The sequence below is a fragment of the Proteus sp. HMSC14B05 genome (assembly GCF_001808035.1).
Classification (GTDB): Bacteria; Pseudomonadota; Gammaproteobacteria; order Enterobacterales; family Enterobacteriaceae; genus Proteus; species Proteus mirabilis.
The window spans coordinates 14,187-35,822 of record NZ_KV791998.1 but is presented as its reverse complement, the minus strand read 5'-3'; the positions used below and the strand labels follow the sequence as shown (position 1 = coordinate 35,822).

The 21,636-nt window shown below is 39.3% G+C and carries 22 protein-coding genes; 14 read left to right on the top strand and 8 right to left on the bottom strand.

Annotated elements, in window-relative coordinates:
• The first annotated feature begins 23 nt into the window (after positions 1-23).
• On the top strand, positions 24-998 hold the full coding sequence (gene lpxM, locus HMPREF3129_RS14015; protein ID WP_004242762.1) for a lauroyl-Kdo(2)-lipid IV(A) myristoyltransferase: 975 nt from the start codon (positions 24-26) through the stop codon (positions 996-998).
• An 89-nt stretch (positions 999-1,087) separates the two neighbouring features.
• Here lpxM and pyk read toward each other — a convergent pair whose 3' ends face one another.
• Together pyk and HMPREF3129_RS14005 are read right to left on the bottom strand one after the other, a co-directional pair.
• Positions 1,088-2,530, bottom strand: a complete 1,443-nt coding sequence (pyk, locus tag HMPREF3129_RS14010) for a pyruvate kinase (RefSeq protein WP_004242765.1) — start codon at positions 2,528-2,530, stop codon at positions 1,088-1,090.
• A gap of 230 nt (positions 2,531-2,760) precedes the next feature.
• A complete protein-coding gene (locus tag HMPREF3129_RS14005) occupies positions 2,761-3,603 on the bottom strand; it encodes a MurR/RpiR family transcriptional regulator (protein ID WP_004242767.1) in 843 nt (280 codons plus the stop codon).
• Between the two features lie 354 nt (positions 3,604-3,957).
• Here HMPREF3129_RS14005 and zwf point away from each other — a divergent pair, with 354 nt between their 5' ends.
• The 4 genes from zwf (at position 3,958) to HMPREF3129_RS13985 (ending at position 7,965) form a co-directional block, all read left to right on the top strand.
• Positions 3,958-5,433: a glucose-6-phosphate dehydrogenase gene (zwf, locus tag HMPREF3129_RS14000; RefSeq protein WP_036918269.1), complete on the top strand. Its 1,476-nt coding sequence runs from the start codon at positions 3,958-3,960 to the stop codon at positions 5,431-5,433.
• A 602-nt stretch (positions 5,434-6,035) separates the two neighbouring features.
• Positions 6,036-6,476: a multidrug/spermidine efflux SMR transporter subunit MdtJ gene (mdtJ, locus tag HMPREF3129_RS13995; RefSeq protein WP_004242769.1), complete on the top strand. Its 441-nt coding sequence runs from the start codon at positions 6,036-6,038 to the stop codon at positions 6,474-6,476.
• 1 nt (position 6,477) lies between these two features.
• Positions 6,478-6,810, top strand: coding sequence for a multidrug/spermidine efflux SMR transporter subunit MdtI (gene mdtI / locus HMPREF3129_RS13990; RefSeq protein ID WP_004247986.1), 333 nt, complete (start codon positions 6,478-6,480; stop codon positions 6,808-6,810).
• 291 nt (positions 6,811-7,101) lie between these two features.
• Positions 7,102-7,965: an SDR family oxidoreductase gene (locus HMPREF3129_RS13985; RefSeq protein WP_070487098.1), complete on the top strand. Its 864-nt coding sequence runs from the start codon at positions 7,102-7,104 to the stop codon at positions 7,963-7,965.
• 29 nt (positions 7,966-7,994) lie between these two features.
• Here the strand turns inward: HMPREF3129_RS13985 and HMPREF3129_RS13980 are convergent, their stop codons facing one another.
• Positions 7,995-8,339 (bottom strand): RidA family protein, encoded by a 345-nt coding sequence (locus HMPREF3129_RS13980; RefSeq protein ID WP_004242773.1) that lies wholly within the window; start codon positions 8,337-8,339, stop codon positions 7,995-7,997.
• An 85-nt stretch (positions 8,340-8,424) separates the two neighbouring features.
• On the opposite strand from HMPREF3129_RS13980, the gene HMPREF3129_RS13975 reads away from it, so the two are divergent.
• From HMPREF3129_RS13975 to rnd, 5 genes are all read left to right on the top strand, one after another.
• Complete coding sequence (locus HMPREF3129_RS13975) at positions 8,425-10,362, top strand: DNA repair helicase YoaA (RefSeq protein WP_080749529.1); 1,938 nt, start codon at positions 8,425-8,427, stop codon at positions 10,360-10,362.
• A 93-nt stretch (positions 10,363-10,455) separates the two neighbouring features.
• Positions 10,456-11,157, top strand: coding sequence for a tRNA (adenosine(37)-N6)-threonylcarbamoyltransferase complex dimerization subunit type 1 TsaB (gene tsaB, locus HMPREF3129_RS13970; protein ID WP_004251334.1), 702 nt, complete (start codon positions 10,456-10,458; stop codon positions 11,155-11,157).
• 90 nt (positions 11,158-11,247) lie between these two features.
• Entirely contained in the window at positions 11,248-11,841 is a 594-nt protein-coding gene (locus HMPREF3129_RS13965) for a Slp family lipoprotein (RefSeq protein ID WP_004242776.1), read from the top strand.
• Between the two features lie 302 nt (positions 11,842-12,143).
• A complete protein-coding gene (gene fadD, locus HMPREF3129_RS13960) occupies positions 12,144-13,832 on the top strand; it encodes a long-chain-fatty-acid--CoA ligase FadD (RefSeq protein WP_004242778.1) in 1,689 nt (562 codons plus the stop codon).
• Between the two features lie 99 nt (positions 13,833-13,931).
• Positions 13,932-15,050, top strand: a complete 1,119-nt coding sequence (gene rnd, locus HMPREF3129_RS13955; protein WP_004247992.1) for a ribonuclease D — start codon at positions 13,932-13,934, stop codon at positions 15,048-15,050.
• A 273-nt stretch (positions 15,051-15,323) separates the two neighbouring features.
• Here the strand turns inward: rnd and minE are convergent, their stop codons facing one another.
• The 3 genes from minE to minC are packed head-to-tail and all read right to left on the bottom strand — an operon-like array spanning position 15,324 to position 17,133.
• Complete coding sequence (gene minE, locus HMPREF3129_RS13950; protein ID WP_004242781.1) at positions 15,324-15,593, bottom strand: cell division topological specificity factor MinE; 270 nt, start codon at positions 15,591-15,593, stop codon at positions 15,324-15,326.
• A 3-nt stretch (positions 15,594-15,596) separates the two neighbouring features.
• The gene (minD, locus tag HMPREF3129_RS13945; protein WP_004242782.1) at positions 15,597-16,409 is read right to left on the bottom strand and encodes a septum site-determining protein MinD; all 813 of its coding nucleotides are present in this window, start codon (positions 16,407-16,409) and stop codon (positions 15,597-15,599) included.
• A gap of 22 nt (positions 16,410-16,431) precedes the next feature.
• Positions 16,432-17,133, bottom strand: coding sequence for a septum site-determining protein MinC (minC, locus tag HMPREF3129_RS13940; protein WP_004242783.1), 702 nt, complete (start codon positions 17,131-17,133; stop codon positions 16,432-16,434).
• Between the two features lie 133 nt (positions 17,134-17,266).
• Here minC and HMPREF3129_RS13935 point away from each other — a divergent pair, with 133 nt between their 5' ends.
• Genes HMPREF3129_RS13935 through HMPREF3129_RS13920 form a run of 4 tightly spaced genes read left to right on the top strand, consistent with a single transcriptional unit; the run spans position 17,267 to position 19,893 of the window.
• Positions 17,267-17,554 carry a YcgL domain-containing protein gene (locus HMPREF3129_RS13935; protein ID WP_004247993.1) on the top strand — a complete coding sequence of 96 codons (288 nt, stop codon included), beginning with the start codon at positions 17,267-17,269 and terminating at the stop codon, positions 17,552-17,554.
• 24 nt (positions 17,555-17,578) lie between these two features.
• Positions 17,579-18,706, top strand: coding sequence for a lytic murein transglycosylase (locus HMPREF3129_RS13930; protein WP_036918274.1), 1,128 nt, complete (start codon positions 17,579-17,581; stop codon positions 18,704-18,706).
• Between the two features lie 53 nt (positions 18,707-18,759).
• Complete coding sequence (locus tag HMPREF3129_RS13925) at positions 18,760-19,416, top strand: fumarylacetoacetate hydrolase family protein (RefSeq protein ID WP_004242786.1); 657 nt, start codon at positions 18,760-18,762, stop codon at positions 19,414-19,416.
• 33 nt (positions 19,417-19,449) lie between these two features.
• Positions 19,450-19,893, top strand: a complete 444-nt coding sequence (locus HMPREF3129_RS13920; protein WP_004242788.1) for a YcgN family cysteine cluster protein — start codon at positions 19,450-19,452, stop codon at positions 19,891-19,893.
• 44 nt (positions 19,894-19,937) lie between these two features.
• On the opposite strand, the gene fetB is transcribed toward HMPREF3129_RS13920, so the two are convergent.
• Entirely contained in the window at positions 19,938-20,708 is a 771-nt protein-coding gene (fetB, locus tag HMPREF3129_RS13915; protein WP_004242789.1) for an iron efflux ABC transporter permease subunit FetB, read from the bottom strand.
• Positions 20,709-20,773: 65 nt separating this feature from the next.
• On the bottom strand, positions 20,774-21,424 hold the full coding sequence (gene fetA / locus HMPREF3129_RS13910; RefSeq protein WP_070487096.1) for an iron efflux ABC transporter ATP-binding subunit FetA: 651 nt from the start codon (positions 21,422-21,424) through the stop codon (positions 20,774-20,776).
• Positions 21,425-21,636 lie beyond the last annotated feature (212 nt).

The following is a 21,636-nucleotide window of genomic DNA, read 5'->3' as shown; positions in this document are numbered from 1 at the left end:
GTGTCAGTTCAGCGAGTTATCTGATGAATAAAGAAAAAGATACAGATAGTAAAGCGGGTTATGTACCGACTTTTCACCGCGCCTATTTGCATCCTCGTCATTGGGGAACCTGGTTTGGTGCAGGCGTATTGTGTGCATTAGCGTATATGCCGGTAAAATGGCGTGATCCGCTCCTTGCTTCTATAGGTCGTTTTGTTGGGCGTAAAGCGAAAAGTGCCAGACGTCGTGCAGATATCAATTTAAGATATTGTTTTCCTCACTGGGATAAAGCACAACGAGAAGATGTGCTTGATAAAATGTTTGAAACAGCGCCACAGTCTTTCGTGATGCTTGCAGATCTTTGTTTAAGAGGGGCTAAACACACATTACAGCGTACCTCTTGGGAAGGGATAGAGATTATAGAGCGCTTAAAAGCACAAGGGCGTAATGTTATTTTTATGGTACCGCATGGATGGGCTGTTGATGTACCTGCCATGTTATTGGCTGCTAAAGGGCAAAAAATGGCAGCAATGTTTCACCACCAAAAAGATCCGGTGACTGATTATTTATGGAATAAAGCACGTTACCATTTCGGCGGACGTTTACACTCGCGCGAAGCGGGGATAAAACCTTTTATTTCAACGGTGCGCCAAGGGTTTTGGGGGTATTATTTACCTGACCAAGATCATGGTGCCGAGCATAGTCAATTTGTGGATTTTTTTGGTACTTATAAAGCCACATTACCGGCGATTGGCCGATTAATGAAAGTATGCAGAGCGGCCATTGTGCCACTGTTTCCTGTTTACTGTCATAAAACGCATCAACTAAAGATTATTATCCGTGAGCCGATGGATGATATAGAAGGGCAAGATGATCGTTATATTGCGCGTCGGATGAATGAAGAGCTAGAAGCGTTAGTCTCACCGACACCAGAGCAATATACTTGGATCTTAAAACTATTAAAAACGCGTAAAGAGGGGGAAATAGAACCTTATGCGCGTGAGAATATCCTAGACTAGTCTATTGCTGGTGAACGAATAGGAAGATAAAAAAACGGGCACTATTTAAAGTGCCCGTTTGCCATTTTGCTATAAAAGAATAAGAACGATTATTCTACGGTAAGGATACGACAAGTATTGGTACTTCCGATCGTACCCATCTGGTCACCTTGCGTGACTAAGACTAAATCACCTGAAACTAAAAAGCCTTTTTCACATAAACGCATAATAGCTTCATTAGCGGCAGCAATACCGTCAGTATGAGTACTGCAATAAACAGGCGTAACACCTCGATAAAGTGCAGTTTGGTTTAATGTTTTCTCATGGCGTGACATAGAGAAAATAGGTAAACCGGTGCTAATTCGTGACATCATACGGGCAGTACGACCGGACTCAGTCATAGCGATAATCGCATTAACGCCTTTCATATGGTTAGCTGCATACATGGTTGACATGGCTATCGCTTCTTCAGCATTATCAAATACCATATCTAAACGGTGTTTTGATACATTGGCCGCAGGCATTTTTTCCGCGCCTAAACAGACTTGTGCCATTGCTGCTACAGTTTCAGCGGGATATTGTCCTGCTGCTGTTTCAGCCGATAACATAACGGCATCTGTACCATCTAATACCGCATTGGCGACGTCCATGACTTCTGCACGAGTTGGCATTGGGTTAGTTATCATCGATTCCATCATTTGAGTGGCTGTGATAACAACACGATTTAGCTGACGAGCACGACGGATGAGTTTTTTCTGTACCCCGACTAATTCAGGATCACCAATTTCTACGCCTAAATCACCACGGGCAACCATGACAACATCAGAAGCGAGAATGATCTCATCGATAATTTCATCATTGGCAACGGCTTCGGCACGTTCAACTTTCGCGACAATTTGGCACTCGCAGCCTGCATCACGTGCTAAGCGACGTGCATAATTAAGATCTTCGCCTGTTCTTGGGAAGGAGACAGCAAGATAATCAACACCAATTTTGGCTGCAGTAATAATATCTTGTTTATCTTTTTCAGTTAATGCTTCAGCAGAAAGACCACCACCGAGTTTATTGATCCCTTTATTATTAGATAATGGGCCACCGACAGTCACTTCAGTGAAAACTTTCAGGCCTTCGACTTTAAGGACTTTTAATTGAACACGTCCATCATCAAGTAGCAAGATATCGCCAGGAACAACATCGGCAGGTAACCCTTTATAGTCAATACCGACTTTAGTTTGGTCGCCTTCGCCTTTTTCTAAATTGGCATCAAGGAGAAATTTGTCTCCCACATTAAGAAATACTTTGCCTTCTTTAAATGTCGAAACACGGATTTTCGGACCCTGCAAATCGCCTAAAATAGCAACATGGCGACCAAGTCTAGCTGCTATTTCACGGGTGCGATTAGCACGAGCAAGATGATCTTCTGCAGAGCCATGAGAGAAATTTAATCGAACAACATTTGCACCAGCAGTAATGATTTTTTCTAGGTTATTATCACGATCTGTTGCTGGGCCTAAGGTGGTAACAATTTTTGTTCTTCTGAGCCGTCTGGACATGCATTACTCCGTTGACCTTGAACGAAAGGTATTGGCTATTGGATAAAACGGAGGTAAGTAACATTCTATCCAATATGTTAAGTGAAACGCTTCAAGCTAATTGTAACATACTTAGGTGTTTTCATCATATGTGAGAGTTAGCTCGCAGTTATGCTACCATTTTTCAAAAAGTTATCTAGTCAAGGGCACACTGCTAAATGTGACTATACTAACAAATTCATTTAAAACGGTTACTTATCAAAGCGCGAATCGCGTAATGCTTCTTTGACACGCTTCAAGTTATCTCTAAATTTTGGCCCTCGGCGTAAAATAAACCCTGTAGCCAGAACATCAATAACGGTAAGTTGTGCAAGGCGAGAAATCATCGGCATGTAGATATCGGTATCTTCCGGTACATCAAGTAAGATGGGTAACGTTGCTTCGGCGGCTAATAAAGAGCCAGAAGTGGTAATCGCTATTACTGATGCATCATTTTCACGTGCAATTTTAGCAATTTCGACTAAATTTTTAGTACGACCTGTGTGAGACACAATCACCACAACATCACCGTCGATACTATTTATACAGCTCATTCGTTGCATGATAACATCATCAAAATAGGTCACGGGAATGTTGAAACGTGAGAATTTATTCATGGCATCATGTGCGACGGCGGCAGAAGCACCTAGACCAAAAAACGAGATTTTTCTTGCTTGAGTAAGAATATCGACAGCTCGATTAATAACCGCAATATCGAGATTATTTTTGACAGTCTCTAAACCCGCCATCGCAGATTCAAATATTTTATTGGTATAAGCAGAGACAGAATCGGAGTCATCAATGTTACGATTGACATAAGGTGTACCATTGGCAATGCTTTGTGCTAATTGTAACTTAAAATCTGGAAATCCTTTTGTTGCCATGCGTCGACAAAAACGATTTACAGTGGGCTCACTAACATCAGCTGTTTTCGCCATAAGAGCGATACTTGAATGGATCACGGTTTGTGGTGTTGTTAAAACAACCTCAGCCACTTTTTTTTCTGATTTACTCAAGATGTCCAGACTAGACTGAACCCTTTCCAATATATTCATTAAATATACAGATCCTTGGCTTTGCCAATTTCAATAAAAGGAGAAATCTATAACGGTTTTATGAAAATATACTACGCATATAACAGCACTTACATCGCTGACAGCCCCTTAAAAGGGCTTTTTTCATCAAAGTATGACCTGTGTCTAACTTTCAAAGCTGAAAACAATTAACAAAACTGTTGTAAATTTACATAGAAATAGAAAAAGCTAGACATAAAAAACTGTTGGTTAATAAGATGTAAGGGGCGTTAAAGACTAAAACACGCAAGCGTATTTACTGCGTACACCCAAAAGAGTACATTAATACGAAATTATGTAACAAAATTACAAAATCTCATCATGAGGAGACGTACTATGGCAGCGATATCGACTGCTCAGGCCTGTGATCTGGTTATCTTCGGTACTAAAGGGGATCTTGCCCGTCGTAAGTTAATTCCATCACTTTATCAACTGGAAAAGGCAGGATATATTCACCCTGATACACGTATCATCGGTGTTGGTCGTGCTGATTGGGATGTAGCTGCTTATACAAATGTTGCCCATGAAGCATTACAAACTTTTTTAAAAGAAGATATTAACCCTGAAATTTGGCAACGTTTAAGTGCTCGTCTCGATTTTTGTAATCTTGATGTCAATGAAACTGACCACTTTATTGAGTTAGCAAAACACCTAAAACAAGACAAATTACCGGCGATTTACTATTTTGCAATGCCACCAAGTACTTTCAGTGCGATGTGTAAAGGTTTGGGACATGCTAAATTAAATAAAGAGCCAAACCGTGTGGTTATGGAAAAACCACTAGGAACAGATTTAGCGTCTTCAGTTTCTATTAATGATAGTGTGGCGAAATACTTTAAAGAGAGTCAAATTTATCGTATTGACCACTACTTGGGTAAAGAAACCGTTTTAAACTTATTGGCTTTACGTTTTGCTAACTCCTTATTTGTTAATAATTGGGATAACAAAACGATAGATCATGTCCAAATCACGGTGGCAGAAGAAGTTGGTATTGAAGGACGTTGGGGGTATTTCGATCAAGCGGGTCAAATGCGTGATATGGTGCAAAATCACCTATTACAAATTTTGACGATGATCGCCATGTCACCACCTGCTGATTTAACGGCTGATAGTATCCGCCAAGAAAAAGTGAAAGTACTGCGCTCATTACGTCGTATTGATATGACTAATGTCCGTGAAAAAACGGTTCGTGGGCAATATACGGCTGGTTTTGTACAAGGTAAAAAAGTACCGGGCTATCTAGACGAAGAGGGTGCAAATAAAGCCAGTAATACAGAGACCTTTGTTGCAATTCGTGCTGATATTGATAACTGGCGTTGGGCGGGTGTACCCTTCTATTTAAGAACCGGTAAGCGTATGCCAAGTAAATGCTCGGAAGTGGTGGTCTATTTTAAAAAGCCAGCTCTGAATATTTTCAGTGAAACCTATCAAGAGTTACCACAAAATAAACTCACTATTCGTTTACAGCCTGATGAAGGTATTGATATTGAAGTGCTAAATAAAGCACCAGGTCTTGATCATAAACACCGCTTACAAACCACTAAATTAGACTTAAGTTTCTCCGAAACTTTTAACCAAACTCATTTAGCTGATGCTTATGAGCGGTTATTGCTTGAGGCAATGCGGGGTATTCAAGCGCTATTTGTCCGCCGTGATGAAGTAGAAGAAGCATGGAAATGGGTCGATTCAATTATCAATGCATGGGAATGTGATAATGAATTACCTAAGCCATATCAAGCAGGAACATGGGGACCGGTTGCATCTGTTGCAATGATCACCCGTGATGGTCGCTCTTGGAATGAAATTGAGTAGGGAATTTCATCGTCAGATATAGTCCCTAACTAATTTGACATCCTCCACGCCCTATAAATAACACCGTAAAATGAGAGCTCTAGTTTTGCGGTGTTTTTTTGATTAAGCATGATTACTGCGATATAAATGAATAAATTAATAACAAGTTCAGCTAAGAATTGATTAACTATGCAGTGTATTGCAATCTTCAACTTAAAACCTAAATAAAACCAATCAATTACCTAAAAATTTTTTGCAGAAGATCCTTGCTTTAAATAATTCGGCATGATAGAAATATCATGTAACATTTATCCATATTATATGAGGGTTCGGAGTATATCGTGCGGATGGTCTGCGCGATGAAAGAATAAATAATCATGACTAGCGCCAAAAGCGTAAAAGTTAAACGTTCTACTTATAAGTTATTCCTTTCTGCTATTTTATCCAGCGAACACTACTGGTGTGGCGCATTATAGAAATTTCTCATCCTACTTCCTGATATATCAGGAAATAACGTTGCCTTAACGTTCGGTTTTATACCGCCAGAAAGACTATCTGCATATTCTCTATCTTCTGCGCAAGAAACGTTTAGGCGTGCTTTAAACGTGTATGAGAGATGAAAAATGATTTATTGGATATTTTTAGTTTTAGCTATTATCTGTGAAGTGATCGGCACTTTATCAATGAAGTATGCCAGTGTCAGCGGTGGTTACACTGGTATGATCGTTATGTGGTTAATGATTGCCACTTCCTATATCTTTTTAGCCATAGCCGTAAAAAAAGTGGCATTAGGTGTAGCTTATGCACTGTGGGAAGGTATTGGAATTGTCATTATTACAACATTTAGCGTGCTTTGGTTTGGTGAATCACTGTCAGCATTAAAATTAGGTGGTTTAGCAATGTTAATTGCGGGGATCACTCTGATTAAGTCAGGCACTAAAAAATCGGCGGTTGCTAAAAAAACAACCGATTCGGTAAAAAATATTGCCGGAAAAGCCAAACAGGTTGCTACTGTGGTAAAGGGAGTTAATAAGCCAATTTCTTCTAATGTTAAAGAGGCTTAATATGTTAGCTCAATTTGAATGGTGGCATGGCGCTTTTCTTCTTCTTGCTGTTGTGCTTGAAATCGTGGCCAATATATTCTTGAAAATGTCTAACGGTTTTAGTCGTTGGGGGTTGGGAATATTGTCATTGCTTTGTGTATTAGGCGCATTTAGTTCATTGGCAATGGCCGTAAAGGGGATAGAGCTTTCTGTTGCTTACGCACTATGGGGAGCTTTTGGTATTATTGCCACTATCGCCGCTGGGTGGATCTTATTTAATCAACGCCTAAATTATAAAGGATGGAGTGGAATTATATTATTATTAGTCGGTATGATAATGATTAAATTCGCTTAACTCTATTTTACATAGCAAAGTAAAGCATATTAAATAAAAAAGCTAAGTTTCTTGTAAACTTAGCTTTTTTGTTTCTATAAATATCTATTAAAAACGATGTGTTTAAAATAACAAAAGTTTATAGTAAAAATAACCTTACTATTTCAACACTAAAAAGAGTGAAATTTGAAGATGCTATAGAATCTATCACTAACAATGGTGAGTATATTGCATTTATTATGCTAAACGCAGTTGCTATTAATTTATCATTGATGTTACTTTTCATGATAATTAAAAAATAAAGGAGTTGAAATGAAACGGATATTAGTCGCGGGAGCAACAGGATATTTGGGTGGTTTTTTAGTTCAAGAATTAAAAAAACAAGGATATTGGGTACGTGTTTTAGTTAGAAATCATCAACAAGTGACAAAGTTTGCGGATGTTGATGACATATTCATCGGCGAGATCACAAAACCAGAGCAACTTTCTTTGATTGCTCAAAATATTGATTGCGTGATATCAACGGTAGGGATCACTCGGCAAAAAGAAGGGTTAACCTATATGGATGTGGATTATCAGGCAAATGCCAATTTATTAGAGGAAGCGATTAAATCGAAGGTTAATAAATTTATTTATATCTCGGCTATTGATGGCGAAAAACACCGAAATCTAAAGATTTTTCAAGCAAAGGAGCGCTTTGTTGATAAATTAAAACAAGCCAATTTAGCATACTGTATTGTAAGACCTAATGGCTATTTTAGCGATATGGGGGATTTTTTGCAGATGGCGGCATCAGGTAAAGTTTATTTATTTGGTGATGGCGAACAAAAAATAAATCCTATCTCTGGAAAAGATTTAGCGCAATTTATTGTCGAGAAAATGACAACCAATATAAATGAATTCACTGTAGGTGGACCGGATATTCTATCTTTGAATCAAATATGTGAACTCGCAGGAAGCGTATTAGATAAAAAAATTAAAATAATCCATTTACCCGATACGTTAAGAAAAATAACTATTTTTACGTTACGTCATTTTACGAGCCAAAAATTTTATGGGCCATTAGAGTTTTTTTTAACTTTTATGGCAAACAGTCATATTGGTATATGTTATGGGCATGATCATTTATCAAATTATTATATTGAATTAGCTGATCCGACATATAAGAGAAAATAGTACCCGCATGTGCGGGTGCTAATAAAAAATTAGAGAGCAGCGATGATTTTAATTTCTACTTTATATTCAGGATGCATGAGTTGAGCCTGAACGGTACAACGTACTGGCGCGCTCCCTTTAGCAACCCATGCATCCCATGCTTGATTCATACCTGCAAAATCGGCTTTATCTGCTAAAAATAGTGTTGCATCAAGGATCTTACTTTTATCCGATCCCACTCTTTGTAATAACACATCAATAGCAGCTAATGTATCTGCAGTTTGTTCGATTATATCCCCTGATAAGTTTTCAGGAACTGCAGTGTAATAGACAGTATCATTATAAATAACCGCTTCAGACCAACGGTCCTCTGGATCGATACGTTTTATAGTCACGATAAATTCTCCTTTGTATTAACAACGTGGGTGGTACTTTTAGCTATCCACTGGCATAATTTACGTCTTATTTTATAAAAAGAGTATGCCTGTGTCAGACGATTTTGCAGAAAACGGGATTTTAACCCGACGCGTTCCTGGATTTCATCCCCGTGAAGCTCAACGACAAATGGCGATATCAGTAACAGAGGTTATTGATAAACAAGGTGTGCTTATTGCAGAAGCGGGTACTGGGACAGGGAAAACCTATGCCTATCTTGTGCCTGCATTACGTTCCGGGAAAAAAACTATCATTTCTACCGGATCTAAGGCATTACAAGATCAACTGTATAGTCGTGATCTCCCCACCATAATAGAAGCGCTAGACTACGATGGTACAACGGCTTTATTAAAAGGTCGCTCTAATTATTTGTGTTTAGAACGTTTAGATCAGCAAATGCTCAGTGGCGGTGATTTAGAAGCAGAAGTACTTGCTGATGTTATGCATGTACGACAATGGTCAACGCAAACAGAAGATGGTGATATTAGTCGCTGTCATAGTGTGGCGGAAGATAGCAAAGTATGGCCACTGGTGACTAGCACTAATGATAATTGTCTGGGCAGTGATTGTCCTCGCTACAAAGAGTGTTATGTATTAAGTGCCCGTAAAAATGCGTTAGCCGCTGATGTGGTGATTGTTAATCATCACCTTTTTATGGCAGATACGGTAGTAAAAGATACTGGCTTTGGTGAGCTGATCCCCGATGCGGAGATAATGATCTTCGATGAGGCGCATCAAATTCCTGATATAGCGAGCCACTACTTCGGTCAACAGCTCACTAGTCGTCAATTATTCGATCTAGCGCGCGATATGATTGTGGCGTATCGCACTGAGGTGCGTGATCAAGTGCAACTGCAAAAAAGTGCTGACCGTTTAACTCAAATGGTACAAGATTTTCGTCTTAGCTTAGGTGATACGGGTTTTCGGGGTAACTTAAGGGAACTATTACAAAATAAGGAAACCAAACGCTATTTAACCTTATTAGATGATGCGTTAGAGCTAAGTTATGATGTAATGAAGCTCTCTTTAGGGCGTAGCCAATTACTGGATAGTGCGTTTGAACGGGCAACACTTTATCGTAATCGTTTAAAACGCCTAATTGATACGACGATTGCCGGATACAGTTATTGGTTTGAAAGCTATGGTCGTCATTTTTTACTGGCGATCACGCCACTTTCGGTTGCTGATAAATTTCATGAGCTGATTAAGTCCCATAAAAGTAGTTGGATATTTACTTCTGCAACACTCTCTGTAGATGAAAAAATGTCTTATTACACAGATAGATTAGGACTGGAAAATGCCACAACATTAATTTTAAATAGCCCATTTGATTATCAACATCAAACGTTGCTCTGTGTACCTCGTTATTTACCTCCGTTAAATCAACCATACACCGCGAAGCGTTTAGCCGCTATGCTGGCTCCTGTGATCTTAAAAAATCAGGGGCGTTGTTTTTTTCTTTGTACCTCTCACGCTATGATGCGTGGATTAGCCGAAGAGTTTAAAGCCAGCTTACCACTTCCCGTGTTAATGCAAGGCGAAATGGGGAAATCGCAATTATTGAAAAAATTTGTTTCCTCAGGCAATGCGTTACTTGTCGCGACCCAAAGTTTTTGGGAAGGGGTGGATGTCAGGGGAGATACACTTTCTTGTGTGATCATTGATAAATTACCCTTTACCGCACCTGACGATCCATTATTAAGAGCACGTATTGAAGATTGTCAATTACGTGGTGGTGATGCATTTCGGGATGTACAAATCCCTGATGCGGTGATCACTCTAAAGCAAGGCGTCGGGCGTTTGATCCGCGATATACATGACTATGGTGCCATTATTGTTTGTGATGATAGATTAGTTTCAAGGCCTTATGGGGAAGTGTTTTTAAGTAGTTTGCCCCCATCACCACGAACCCGTTCATTAGAAAAAACCAGTTATTTTTTAAGCCAACGGGCACAACGAAATGAAATAGTGTCGGAGTCATAATAGTGATTACATATGATGTGTATTTATTCTGTTGAATACTATTATGATATTATTCTTTCTCTTTTTACTTATTGAATCTGCCGGAGTTATGGCGTGTCACTGCGAATTTTAGCAATTGATACCGCAACTGAGTCTTGTACTGTTGCGGTTTGGAATGAAGGTGTCGTTGCTTCACGTTTTGAAATTTCACCGCGTGAACATACACAAAAAATTTTACCAATGGTGAAAAGTGCTTTAGAAGAAGCCAATTTATCACTGCAATCCTTAGATGCCCTCGCTTTTGGTCGTGGTCCGGGCAGTTTTACCGGTGTTCGCATTGGTGTCGGTGTTGCGCAAGGTATCGCACTAGGGGCTAATTTGCCACTGATTGGTATTTCTTCTCTTGCCACCATGGCAGAAGGCGTCTTTAGAACAACAGGCATTAAGCAAGTTTTAGTCGCCATTGATGCCCGTATGGGGGAAATCTACTGTGCCCAATATCAGCGTAATGACGCTGGCATTTGGTCTGGTGAAGAAACAGAAGCGGTAATGAAACCAGAACAATTTGCCGAAACGCTACAAGCTATCACAGGTCGCTGGGCAATTGCGGGTACGGGGTGGCAAGCTTATCCTGATTTAGCTTTATCATTGCCTTTTACCGTGGTTGAAACGCAAATTACTTTGCCTGCGGCACAAGATATGTTGCCACTTGCCGTTACAGCATGGCATGAAGGGAAAGCAACTAAAGTAGAAGAAGCCGAGCCTGTTTATTTACGTAATGAAGTCACTTGGAAAAAATTACCAGGACGGGAATAGATTGTTAGCGATTTTCTGTTAGAAGTGACAGAGTGACGCTATACTTATCTTAGCGTGTAACGTACTTAATGACGTACAAAGAGGTGGTTTATGAACAGACAATTAAACTACCGTTTGGTAAGTAAAGCGCTATTTTTATCTGGCGCTCTATTACTAACGGGCTGCGTCTCTATACCTGAATCTATTAAAGGGACAACAGCAACTCCTGTTACTGACTTAAATGTAGTTCTAGCGGCACCGGAGCTTTATGTCGGTCAAGAAGGTCGTTTTGGTGGGCGAGTGATTGAGGTTAAGAATCTACCTTCATCAACCCAGTTAGAAATTGCTGTGATGCCACTTTCTCACTATGATGCGGCTCCTGAGTTACAGCAACCTTCTGTTGGTCGTCTTTATGCGAATGTTACCCATTTTTTAGATCCAACAGATTATAAAAATCAGTATGTCACGGTAGTGGGTACGATCAAAGGTGTAAAAACAGGCAAAGTGGGTGAAGCCGTTTATCCATTTTTACGTATCGATGTTACAGGAATGAAACGCTGGACATTAACGCAACAAGTTATTATGCCTGCGCCTGTTATGACATGGGGATACTATGGTAATGCCCCTTACTGGTATAATTATGGCTATGGCGGCTATGGGGCATATCCATATGGCACTGGCCAAGTTGTCCCCGTTTTGGAGTAATAAACTAGAATAATTGTTAATGACGATATAATATTTTACCTTTATGAGTTTGAAACGGTGTATAATCAATGCCTGTAATATATTAGATGGCAATTATCTAATATAATTATTAAAGATGAAGACAACAAAAGAGAGGGCGGTTTTGACCGCCTTCTTTTTTGTTAAACATAAAAAGAAAAAATTTAGTGATACACTTCGCATCTTCACAACAGAAAATTGTTTGTGCTGGTAGGATGAGTTAATACTTTGTTAAAAAGAAACATAATATTAACCAAGAAGTGCGATTAATCAGGAGTACTACTTTGGAAAAAGTCTGGCTTAAACGTTATCCGGCAGATGTTCCGGCTGAAATTGACCCGGACCGTTTTGCATCTCTTGCAGAGATGCTTGAAAACGCTGTCGCAAATTACGCAGATCAACCCGCCTTTATCAATATGGGCGAGGTCATGACTTACCGCAAACTAGAAGAGCGTAGCCGTGCTTTTGCCGCTTATTTGCAAAATGGCTTAGGATTGAAAAAAGGTGATCGTGTCGCCTTAATGATGCCTAACTTACTGCAATATCCTATAGCGCTTTTCGGCATTCTTCGTGCCGGTATGGTAGTGGTCAATGTAAACCCACTCTACACACCAAGAGAGCTTGAACATCAGCTTAATGATAGTGGCGCCACAGCTATTGTCATTGTTTCTAATTTTGCCCATACGCTGGAAAAAATCGTCTTTAACACCAGCATTAAACACGTTATTTTAACACGTATGGGAGATCAGCTATCTCGTCCTAAAGCGACACTGGTTGATTTTGTGGTTAAATATATCAAGCGATTAGTCCCAAAATATAATTTGCCTGACGCGATATCATTTCGTCGAGCGATGCATTTAGGCTACCGAATGCAATATATTAAGCCAGAAATTACTGGAGATGATTTAGCCTTCTTACAATATACTGGTGGTACCACAGGAATTGCGAAAGGCGCGATGTTAACTCATCGTAATATGTTGGCTAATCTAGAACAAGCTAAAGCCGCTTATGTTCCTGCACTTAATGTAGGGAAAGAGCTGGTGGTAACCGCTTTACCCTTGTATCACGTCTTTGCTTTAACCGTGAACTGCTTGTTATTTATTGAAGTTGGCGGGAAAAACCTACTGATAACGAACCCACGAGATGTTAAAGGCACTATTAAAGAGTTATCGCGTTATCCTGTCACGGCGATTACCGGGGTAAATACACTATTTAATGCTTGGCTACATAATCCTGAGTTTCGTCAACTTGATTTTTCTAAGCTCAACCTTTCTGTTGGTGGCGGAATGCCCGTACAAAGTAGTGTTGCGAAAGAGTGGGAAGAATTAACCGGTAAGCATCTATTAGAAGGTTATGGTTTAACTGAGTGTTCGCCTTTAGTAACAGGTAACCCTTATAACCTGAAAAAATACAGTGGTAGTATTGGGCTTCCTGTACCTTCAACGGAAGTAAAATTTATGGATGATGAAGGTAATGAAGTGTCTCGCACAGAAGGCGGTGAAATGTGGGTTCGTGGCCCTCAGGTCATGAAAGGCTACTGGAATCGTCCTGATGCGACAGCAGAAGTACTACATGATGGATGGGTTGCCACAGGTGATATTGCCACAATGGATGATGAAGGCTTTATCCGCATCATTGACCGTAAAAAAGATATGATCTTGGTTTCAGGATTTAATGTCTATCCTAATGAAGTTGAAGAAGTGGTTACTGCGCACCCGAAAGTTTTAGAATCAGCAGCTATTGGTGTACCGAGTAAAAGCTCGGGTGAGACTGTGAAAATCTTTGTTGTCAAAAAAGATCCCTCATTGACAGAAGATGAACTTAAAACTCATTGTCGCCGTTACTTAACGGGTTATAAAGTACCTAAGATTATTGAGTTTCGAGAAGAGCTGCCTAAGTCAAATGTTGGTAAAATTTTACGCAGAGAATTAAGAAATGAAGAAAAACAGTTGAAAACATCAACTGGATCTTGATACAACAAAGTATAACCTTTGATAAATTCGCCGGTTTATACCGGCGTTTTTGTCTTTACGAAAAAGTCATTAGACATAAAAACACAAGAGAAACCTGTTTTGAATTATCAATTTATCACGACAAACACAGCACTAGAAGATGTCTGTAAAGCAGCGTCTGAGGTATCACAAATTGCATTAGATACAGAGTTTGTCCGTATACGCACCTATTACCCACATTTGGGGCTTATCCAAATGTACGATGGGAAACAGATCTCTCTTATTGATCCCCTGACCATTACTGAGTGGACTCCTTTTGTTGAATTATTAACTAATCCCGCAGTCCTTAAATATTTGCATGCTGGAAGTGAAGATCTTGAAGTGTTTTCTCATCAATTTGGTTGTGTTCCGACACCCATGATAGACACCCAAGTCGTGGCCGCTTTTCTGGGCTATCCCATTTCTTGTGGTTTTGCCACCTTAGTCGAGAAATATGAACATATTGCTCTCGATAAAAGTGAATCACGGACAGATTGGCTGGCGCGCCCATTAACCGAAAAACAGTGCCAATATGCGAGTGGTGATGTGTTTTATTTGTTACCTCTAGCTAAGAAATTAATCGCACAGGCACAAGAAGCCGGTTATATGGACGCGATTGTTGATGAGTGTGAAATGATAGCCGAGCGTCGCCAAGAGACCGTATCACCAGAGCTTGCCTATCGCGATATTGGTAATGCATGGCAATTACGAGGTCAACAATTAGCATGCTTAAAAATGTTGGCTGAATGGCGTTTAAATCAAGCTAGAGCCCGTGATATGGCATTAAATTTTGTTGTAAGGGAAGAGCATTTATGGTCAGTAGCACGCTATTTACCGACCTCTCTTGCTGAATTAGATGCGCTTTCTCTATCGGGGCAAGAAATTCGTTGTCATGGCCGTCGCTTGTTGGATTTTGTTGCTAAAGCCAAACAGATCAAAGATGAAGATTGTCCTGAGCCTATTGGCAATTTAATTGAACAACCTAACTATAAAAAAGCCTTTAAAGCAATAAAAACGGTGATCCAAGAGGTAAGTGAAGGGCAGCGCTATAACCCTGAGTTATTAGCCTCAAGAAGACAAATAAACCAATTGCTTAATATTCACTGGAAAATTAAAACAGGGGAGCCTGAATTGCTTTCACGCTGGCGTAAAGCATTATTAGCAGAAAAAATTACTGCAATTTTGGCGCAATATCCTTAATATCACGTTATATTAATTCAGGCTAAAGAGTAATTATTTAGCCTGAAATTTTCTCAAACCCAATATGAGTTTCTATCATCCTTCTATCATCCAATAAATAGCAACTCCAACTTATTATTAATGAATGTTTAAAATAGCAACAATATATAGCGCTATTTGCACATTTGTATTCAGCCAGTTTATATATAATTAAAAACACAGAGCCAAGCAAATATGTGATAGTTTATAGCTGGCTCTGTGGATCATTAGCTTATATCAGCGAATTAAATATGATCACTTAGGTGATTCTTCATTTTCAGGTAATGTCACATTTAATTCTAGTACGGAGATATCATCGCCTTTCTGCTCAAACTGAACAGATAGCATATCGGGATCTATCTGCACATACTTACAGATAACACCTAATAAATCTCTTTTCATATCAGGTAAATAAGCTGGCTCAGTATCGCCACGTCGACGCTCTGCTACGATAATTTGTAGGCGCTCCTTGGCAATATTTGCTGTCGACTTTTTACGCGACAGAAAAAAATCTAATAAAGCCATCTTTTACCCCCCAAAAAGGCGTTTTAGGAAGCCTTTTTTCTCTTCTTCAATAAAACGGAATGGATGTTCTTCACCTAATAAACGATTTACTGTATCTAAATAAGCTTTACCTGCATCAGATTCACTATCAAGAATAACAGGCTCACCTTGGTTTGATGAACGTAAAACGGATTGATCTTCTGGAATAACACCCAGCAGTGGAATACATAAAATTTCTAGCACATCTTCCATACTTAACATATCACCACGGCTTACTCGGCCTGGATTATAGCGTGTTAATAGAAGATGTTCTTTAATAGGATCTTCGCCTCGTTCAGCGCGACGTGATTTAGAGGCTAAAATACCTAAAATACGGTCTGAGTCACGTACAGAGGAGACTTCTGGGTTGGTGGTGATAATGGCTTCATCTGCAAAATAGAGTGCCATAAGTGCGCCACTTTCAATCCCTGCAGGTGAATCACAAATAATAAAATCAAAACCCATTTCATCCAGTTCATCTAACACTTGCTCTACACCATCACGGGTTAAAGCGTCTTTATCTCTTGTTTGTGAAGCAGGGAGGATATAAAGGTTTTCTGTACGTTTATCTTTAATCAGGGCTTGATTTAAAGTAGCATCACCTTGAATAACATTAACAAAGTCATAAACGACTCTACGCTCACAACCCATAATTAGGTCAAGATTACGTAATCCGATATCAAAGTCGATAACAACCGTTTTATGCCCTTTTTGAGCGAGGCCGGTAGAAATGGCCGCGCTGGAAGTTGTTTTACCAACCCCACCTTTACCTGACGTAACAACAATAATGCGTGCCATGGAGTGATTCCTTGTCGATGCTCTAAATTAAGTTCTCGATTGTTAATTCATTCTCTTGCAAACTAAGTTGGACTGATTTGCCAACAAAATCTGTAGGAATTTGGTCGCTTAGCCAATATTGACCAGCAATGGAAACTAGTTCTGCAGATAAATGTGTACAAAAAATATGGCTCTCTTGGTCGCCTGATGCACCGGCAAGAACCCGTCCACGCAATACACCATAAATATGTACATTACCGTCTGCGATTAATTCAGCGCCAGCACTGACATTGCTTAACACGACTAAATCGCTATTTGGTGCGTAAATACGTTGCCCTGAACGCACTGGTGTATGAATGATTTTGGTTTTTTGTCGTACATTTATCGGTACTTCATTCGTTTTATCGTTATTTGCCTGAGCTGCTGGCTTAGTTATTTTACCTTCATTTAGAATAGGTAACTGTGCGGCAATTATCGCTTCTTTTTGTTGAGCGTCATGACTACCACTAATTCCCACAACACGTAAGCCAGCATCTTCTACTATTCGCCTCAGTTTTTTAAAATCAATCGTTTGATCTGCGATAGCAGAGACATTGATAACAACAGGCGCATTTTTCAGAAATTGAGGCGCTTGGGCAATTTTATCTGAAATAGCCTGACGAATAACCTTCGGTGATCCATCATTTAAATGAAGTACCGAGAGGGTAAAATTACTGCCTTTTAACTCAATGGGCGTGTTTGACATCTATCTGACTCAGTAAATTTTCTATAATCTGGCACAAAAAACCAGAGACGATATTACGAAATTATATAAGCATGTTATATTTACTAAAATATTCAGGCAAGTCGCTTATTTTAATAATTAGAGTTTAATGAAAATGATTTGTGCAATTTACCGTAGTACCAAGCGTGATCAAACTTATTTATACATCGAAAAAAAAGATGATTTCTCTCGAATTCCTGAGGAATTATTACAAAGTTTTGGTGAACCACAGTTTGCAATGTTGCTAGATCTCGCGCAAAGACAGCGTTTAGCGAATGCAGACATAGAAAAAGTCAAACAAGCGTTGACTGACCAAGGTTTTTATCTACAAGTGCCACCTCCCGTCGAAAGTATGTTAAATGCTTATTTAGATGAATTAAAAAATTCAGAAAAAACTGAATAAATCATCGAGATAAAAGGAGCATAAATGTTCAAATATTCGTTCATCGCGGTGATTGTTTCTACTGTTTTGCTATCTGCTTGTGCAGATAGCCATCAGAAGAGTGCAGAAAAAAAACCTGTAACAAGTGAAATTGCCAATATTGCGACATCGGCACCGGCTCGCTGGAAACAGATTGATGTTGCCTCACTTGAACAGGCGTTTCCAAAACAGTCACGGACACCTGCACAATTTCCTGCTTATGTAGATGCTTTAAAACAAAAAGCGGCTGAATTGGGTTATAAACCTGAAACTATCAATTTTGCCTTTTCGGAAATTCACTTTATTGACAGAGTGGTGAAGTCAGACCGTAATCAGCCAGAAAAGAAAATTACTTTAGATGTGTATTTACCTCGAGTGGTGACGAAAGGACGTATCGCAGAAGGGGCGAAACTTTATCAAGCTAACCAACAAACCCTAGCGCAGATCAGCAATCAATATGGTGTGCCTGCAAATTATATTGTTGCCTTATGGGGATTAGAAAGTGGTTTTGGTCGAGTACAAGGAAAAGAAGATGTTATCTCAGCACTGGCCACATTAGCTTTTGAAGGTCGCCGTGAGGCCTTGTTTAGTCGCCAATTAATGGCCGCACTTGAGATAATCGAAAATGGACATTTACCTGTAGGCCAGCGTTTAAAAGGCTCTTGGGCAGGCGCAATGGGGCAGACACAGTTTATGCCATCTTCATTTTTGACTTACGCTGCTGATGGCAATGGTGATGGCAATATTGATATATGGAATAGCCGTGAAGATGCGTTTGCTTCAGCCGCTAATTATTTAGCAACCGAGGGATGGCAACGCGATCTCCCTTGGGGGGAACAAGTCAGTTTACCTGCTAATTTTAATCAACAGTTGGAAGGTATAAAAACAGAGCAACAAAAAACGGTCGCACAATGGAAGGCGCTAGGGGTGCAATTACCCGCTAATAGCCAATTAAGTGATGATATGAAGGTATGGCTGATAATTCCTGATGATGATTTGCATAGAAGTTATTTAGTCACCCAAAATTTCCGTACTATCATGCATTGGAATAGCTCTTACTTTTTTGCTTTGAGCATTGTGACGATGGCTGATGGCGTGGCCAATAAAATAAATACACTGCCAACTCAACACTAAATCACGTTAGCAGTGACATAAAACACAGCGATTTACCTAATAAGGAAAATATTATGTATCAACATAGAGATTGGGAAGGTTCGTTGCTTGATTTTCCTGTCAATAAAGTGATTTGTGTGGGCAGTAATTATGCAAACCACATAAAAGAGATGGGCTCGGTGCGCTCTGAAGAGCCTGTTATCTTTATTAAACCAGAAACGGCAATGTGTGATATTCGCCAACCTATTGCGATCCCCAAAGAGATGGGGGCAGTGCATCATGAAATAGAGTTAGCGGTATTAATTGGTCAGCCACTGAAACAAGCCAATGAAGATAGGGTTGATCGCGCTATTGCTGGTTTTGGTGTTGGTTTAGATCTCACTTTACGTGATTTACAAAGTCAATTAAAAAAAGCGGGACAACCTTGGGAGAAAAGTAAAGCGTTTGATGGTTCAGCGCCTTTGTCGGGATTTATTCCGGTGAACTCTTTTGGTGATCCCCAAAATGTTGACTTAATGTTGAAAGTTAATGGTGAAATTCGTCAGCAAGGCAACAGTCGTGATATGCTAACGCCTGTTTTACCCCTTATCAGTTATATGTCGCGCTTTTTTACCCTTCGCCCAGGTGATGTCATTTTAACGGGAACACCAGAAGGTGTCGGTCCCTTAGCATCGGGTGATATGTTGGTATTAAGTGTCAATGAACATCAGCTGACCACACGGGTTATTTAATAATATGATGAGCAATAAGGTAATAACGTAGAGATGACACAGGCTTTTTGGCAGACAAAAACTTTGGATGAAATGAGTGATGATGAGTGGGAATCGTTATGTGACGGGTGTGGGCAGTGCTGTTTACACAAGTTAATGGATGATGATACTGATGAGATCTATTTTACTAACGTCGCTTGTAATCAGTTAAATATTAAAACCTGCCAATGCAGTAACTATGAAGATCGTTTTCGTTATGAACCTGATTGTATCAAACTCACGCGATATAATTTGCCGACGTTTGAATGGTTACCGATGACTTGTGCTTATCGCTTATTAGCAGAAGGGAAGCCTTTAGCGGATTGGCATCCCCTTATTGCAGGTAATAAAGCAAAAATGCATCAAGGTAATATCTCAGTAAGATATATTGCTGTTCCTGAAGTGGAAGTTGAAGACTGGGAAGATCATATTCTTAATCGCCCCAAAGGACGCGGTTAATATTGCGCTCTCCCTTTGTGTTACACAGAGGGAGAGCCATTATTTTATTGATTAAACGTCATTAATTGATGGCGTTGATTAAAGAATTTCTTATAGGTTAAATAGCAAGCAATAATTGTTGAAATACTGGCGGTTGCCATCAACATAAAGGTGACCATAATTTGGTATTTAACCGCTTGTAGTGGATCAACACCGGCAAAAATTAATCCAGACATCATTCCAGGTAAGCTTACAATCCCCACTGTCTTGGCTGCGTCAACGGTCGGAATTAACGACGATTTAATACTATCTCGAATAATAGCCATTGAAGCAATTTTAGGGGTTGCCCCCAAACTTAACATTTCTTGGATCTGTTGTTGATGATTTTCAAAACGTTGCCCAAGCTGATTATAACAAAGTCCGGTCGCAATCATTGCATTCCCCGCGATCATACCGGTAATAGGAATAATTTGGATAGGGGTAAAGGCAATAGCATGAGTAAAAAGTAAAATACTTAAGGTGAGCAATGCCCCTGTGGTAATAGCGACAAACGAGATAATAAAAATATCTTTAACGTATTTACTGCGTTTTTTAGCATTATAGGCAGCGTTATAACAGATAAATAAGACCATTAGAAATGTAAGGATAATATGGTCGACGTCGAAAATATAAGTTAATACGTAGCCAACAATAAAGAGTTGAATTATCGCTCGGGCGGTACTCCAAATAATATCTTTCTCTAATGAAAGTTTCTCTTTTCGGCTAATAAATATAGCCACTAAGACCAGTAACAGAGAAAAAATAAGAGATTCATTACTGATTGTATGTTCGTTCATAATAATTTATTTGCTCACTGCTCAATAAAGTTAAAACTAAGGGGGTAATGGAAGTCAACCTAACCTTAATTGTTCATATGACTCGGTAAGTGGATCACATCATCGGCATGTTTGATTTCATTTTTATCGTGAGTTACCCATAATGCAGCGATTTTTTGCTCTTTGACATAATGATGGATAAGCTCATTGACTTTTATTTTATTGTCTTCATCAAGAGCACTAGTAATTTCATCAAGCAATAACACTTTAGGTAAAAACTGTAGGTTACGGATAAGTGAGATACGCTGTTTTTCACCACCAGAAAGTTCATTAATACCTTTATTTAAAATCTCATTGGGCAAATTAAAGTAATCTAAATCTTTCGCTAATTTCTTCTCATCAACGGCGATTTTGCGTAGTAAATAAGGAAATTTAAGATTGTCATAAACCGTTTCACCAAATAACATCGGGGTTTGAGTACAATAAGAAACTTGTTGTCGGTATTGTTCAGGAGAAAGGGTTAAGTAGTCTTTTCCGTCAAAGAAAAGTGTGCCACTTGTCGGTGATAATAAAGAGGCAATGATTTTTAATAACGTACTTTTTCCACAACCAGAAGGGCCTGTAATCAATTTAAATTCAGAAGGTTGTAGTGAGAAAGTCACATTATCTAGAATAATTTTGCTATCGAGTTGAAAGCCAATTTTTTCCAGACATAGTAGTGCGCGATTATTGTTCATTCTGATCCTATACATCTAGAAGAGAGAAGTTATCATTATTATACAAGGTTAATTGTATAATGATCCTGTTCCATATCAGTGATCTGATAACAAGATTTAACTTAAGTATAAGAGCATAAGTGTGTGATGATAAATTGTTTTTCTCTATCACTACTATCAGTCAATCAATACTAAATAGCCAATAGGGGAAACAGAAAGATAACGCAGCATAA

Excerpts from the sequence above, each read along its gene's own strand:
- lpxM (WP_004242762.1), top strand. The coding sequence starts at position 24 with ATGAATAAAGAAAAAGATACAGATAGTAAAGCGGGTTATGTACCGACT.
- pyk (WP_004242765.1), bottom strand. The coding sequence starts at position 2,530 with ATGTCCAGACGGCTCAGAAGAACAAAAATTGTTACCACCTTAGGCCCA.
- HMPREF3129_RS14005 (WP_004242767.1), bottom strand. The coding sequence starts at position 3,603 with ATGAATATATTGGAAAGGGTTCAGTCTAGTCTGGACATCTTGAGTAAA.
- zwf (WP_036918269.1), top strand. The coding sequence starts at position 3,958 with ATGGCAGCGATATCGACTGCTCAGGCCTGTGATCTGGTTATCTTCGGT.
- mdtJ (WP_004242769.1), top strand. The coding sequence starts at position 6,036 with ATGATTTATTGGATATTTTTAGTTTTAGCTATTATCTGTGAAGTGATC.
- mdtI (WP_004247986.1), top strand. The coding sequence starts at position 6,478 with ATGTTAGCTCAATTTGAATGGTGGCATGGCGCTTTTCTTCTTCTTGCT.
- HMPREF3129_RS13985 (WP_070487098.1), top strand. The coding sequence starts at position 7,102 with ATGAAACGGATATTAGTCGCGGGAGCAACAGGATATTTGGGTGGTTTT.
- HMPREF3129_RS13975 (WP_080749529.1), top strand. The coding sequence starts at position 8,425 with ATGCCTGTGTCAGACGATTTTGCAGAAAACGGGATTTTAACCCGACGC.
- HMPREF3129_RS13965 (WP_004242776.1), top strand. The coding sequence starts at position 11,248 with ATGAACAGACAATTAAACTACCGTTTGGTAAGTAAAGCGCTATTTTTA.
- minE (WP_004242781.1), bottom strand. The coding sequence starts at position 15,593 with ATGGCTTTATTAGATTTTTTTCTGTCGCGTAAAAAGTCGACAGCAAAT.
- minD (WP_004242782.1), bottom strand. The coding sequence starts at position 16,409 with ATGGCACGCATTATTGTTGTTACGTCAGGTAAAGGTGGGGTTGGTAAA.
- minC (WP_004242783.1), bottom strand. The coding sequence starts at position 17,133 with ATGTCAAACACGCCCATTGAGTTAAAAGGCAGTAATTTTACCCTCTCG.
- HMPREF3129_RS13935 (WP_004247993.1), top strand. The coding sequence starts at position 17,267 with ATGATTTGTGCAATTTACCGTAGTACCAAGCGTGATCAAACTTATTTA.
- HMPREF3129_RS13930 (WP_036918274.1), top strand. The coding sequence starts at position 17,579 with ATGTTCAAATATTCGTTCATCGCGGTGATTGTTTCTACTGTTTTGCTA.
- HMPREF3129_RS13925 (WP_004242786.1), top strand. The coding sequence starts at position 18,760 with ATGTATCAACATAGAGATTGGGAAGGTTCGTTGCTTGATTTTCCTGTC.
- HMPREF3129_RS13920 (WP_004242788.1), top strand. The coding sequence starts at position 19,450 with ATGACACAGGCTTTTTGGCAGACAAAAACTTTGGATGAAATGAGTGAT.
- fetB (WP_004242789.1), bottom strand. The coding sequence starts at position 20,708 with ATGAACGAACATACAATCAGTAATGAATCTCTTATTTTTTCTCTGTTA.
- fetA (WP_070487096.1), bottom strand. The coding sequence starts at position 21,424 with ATGAACAATAATCGCGCACTACTATGTCTGGAAAAAATTGGCTTTCAA.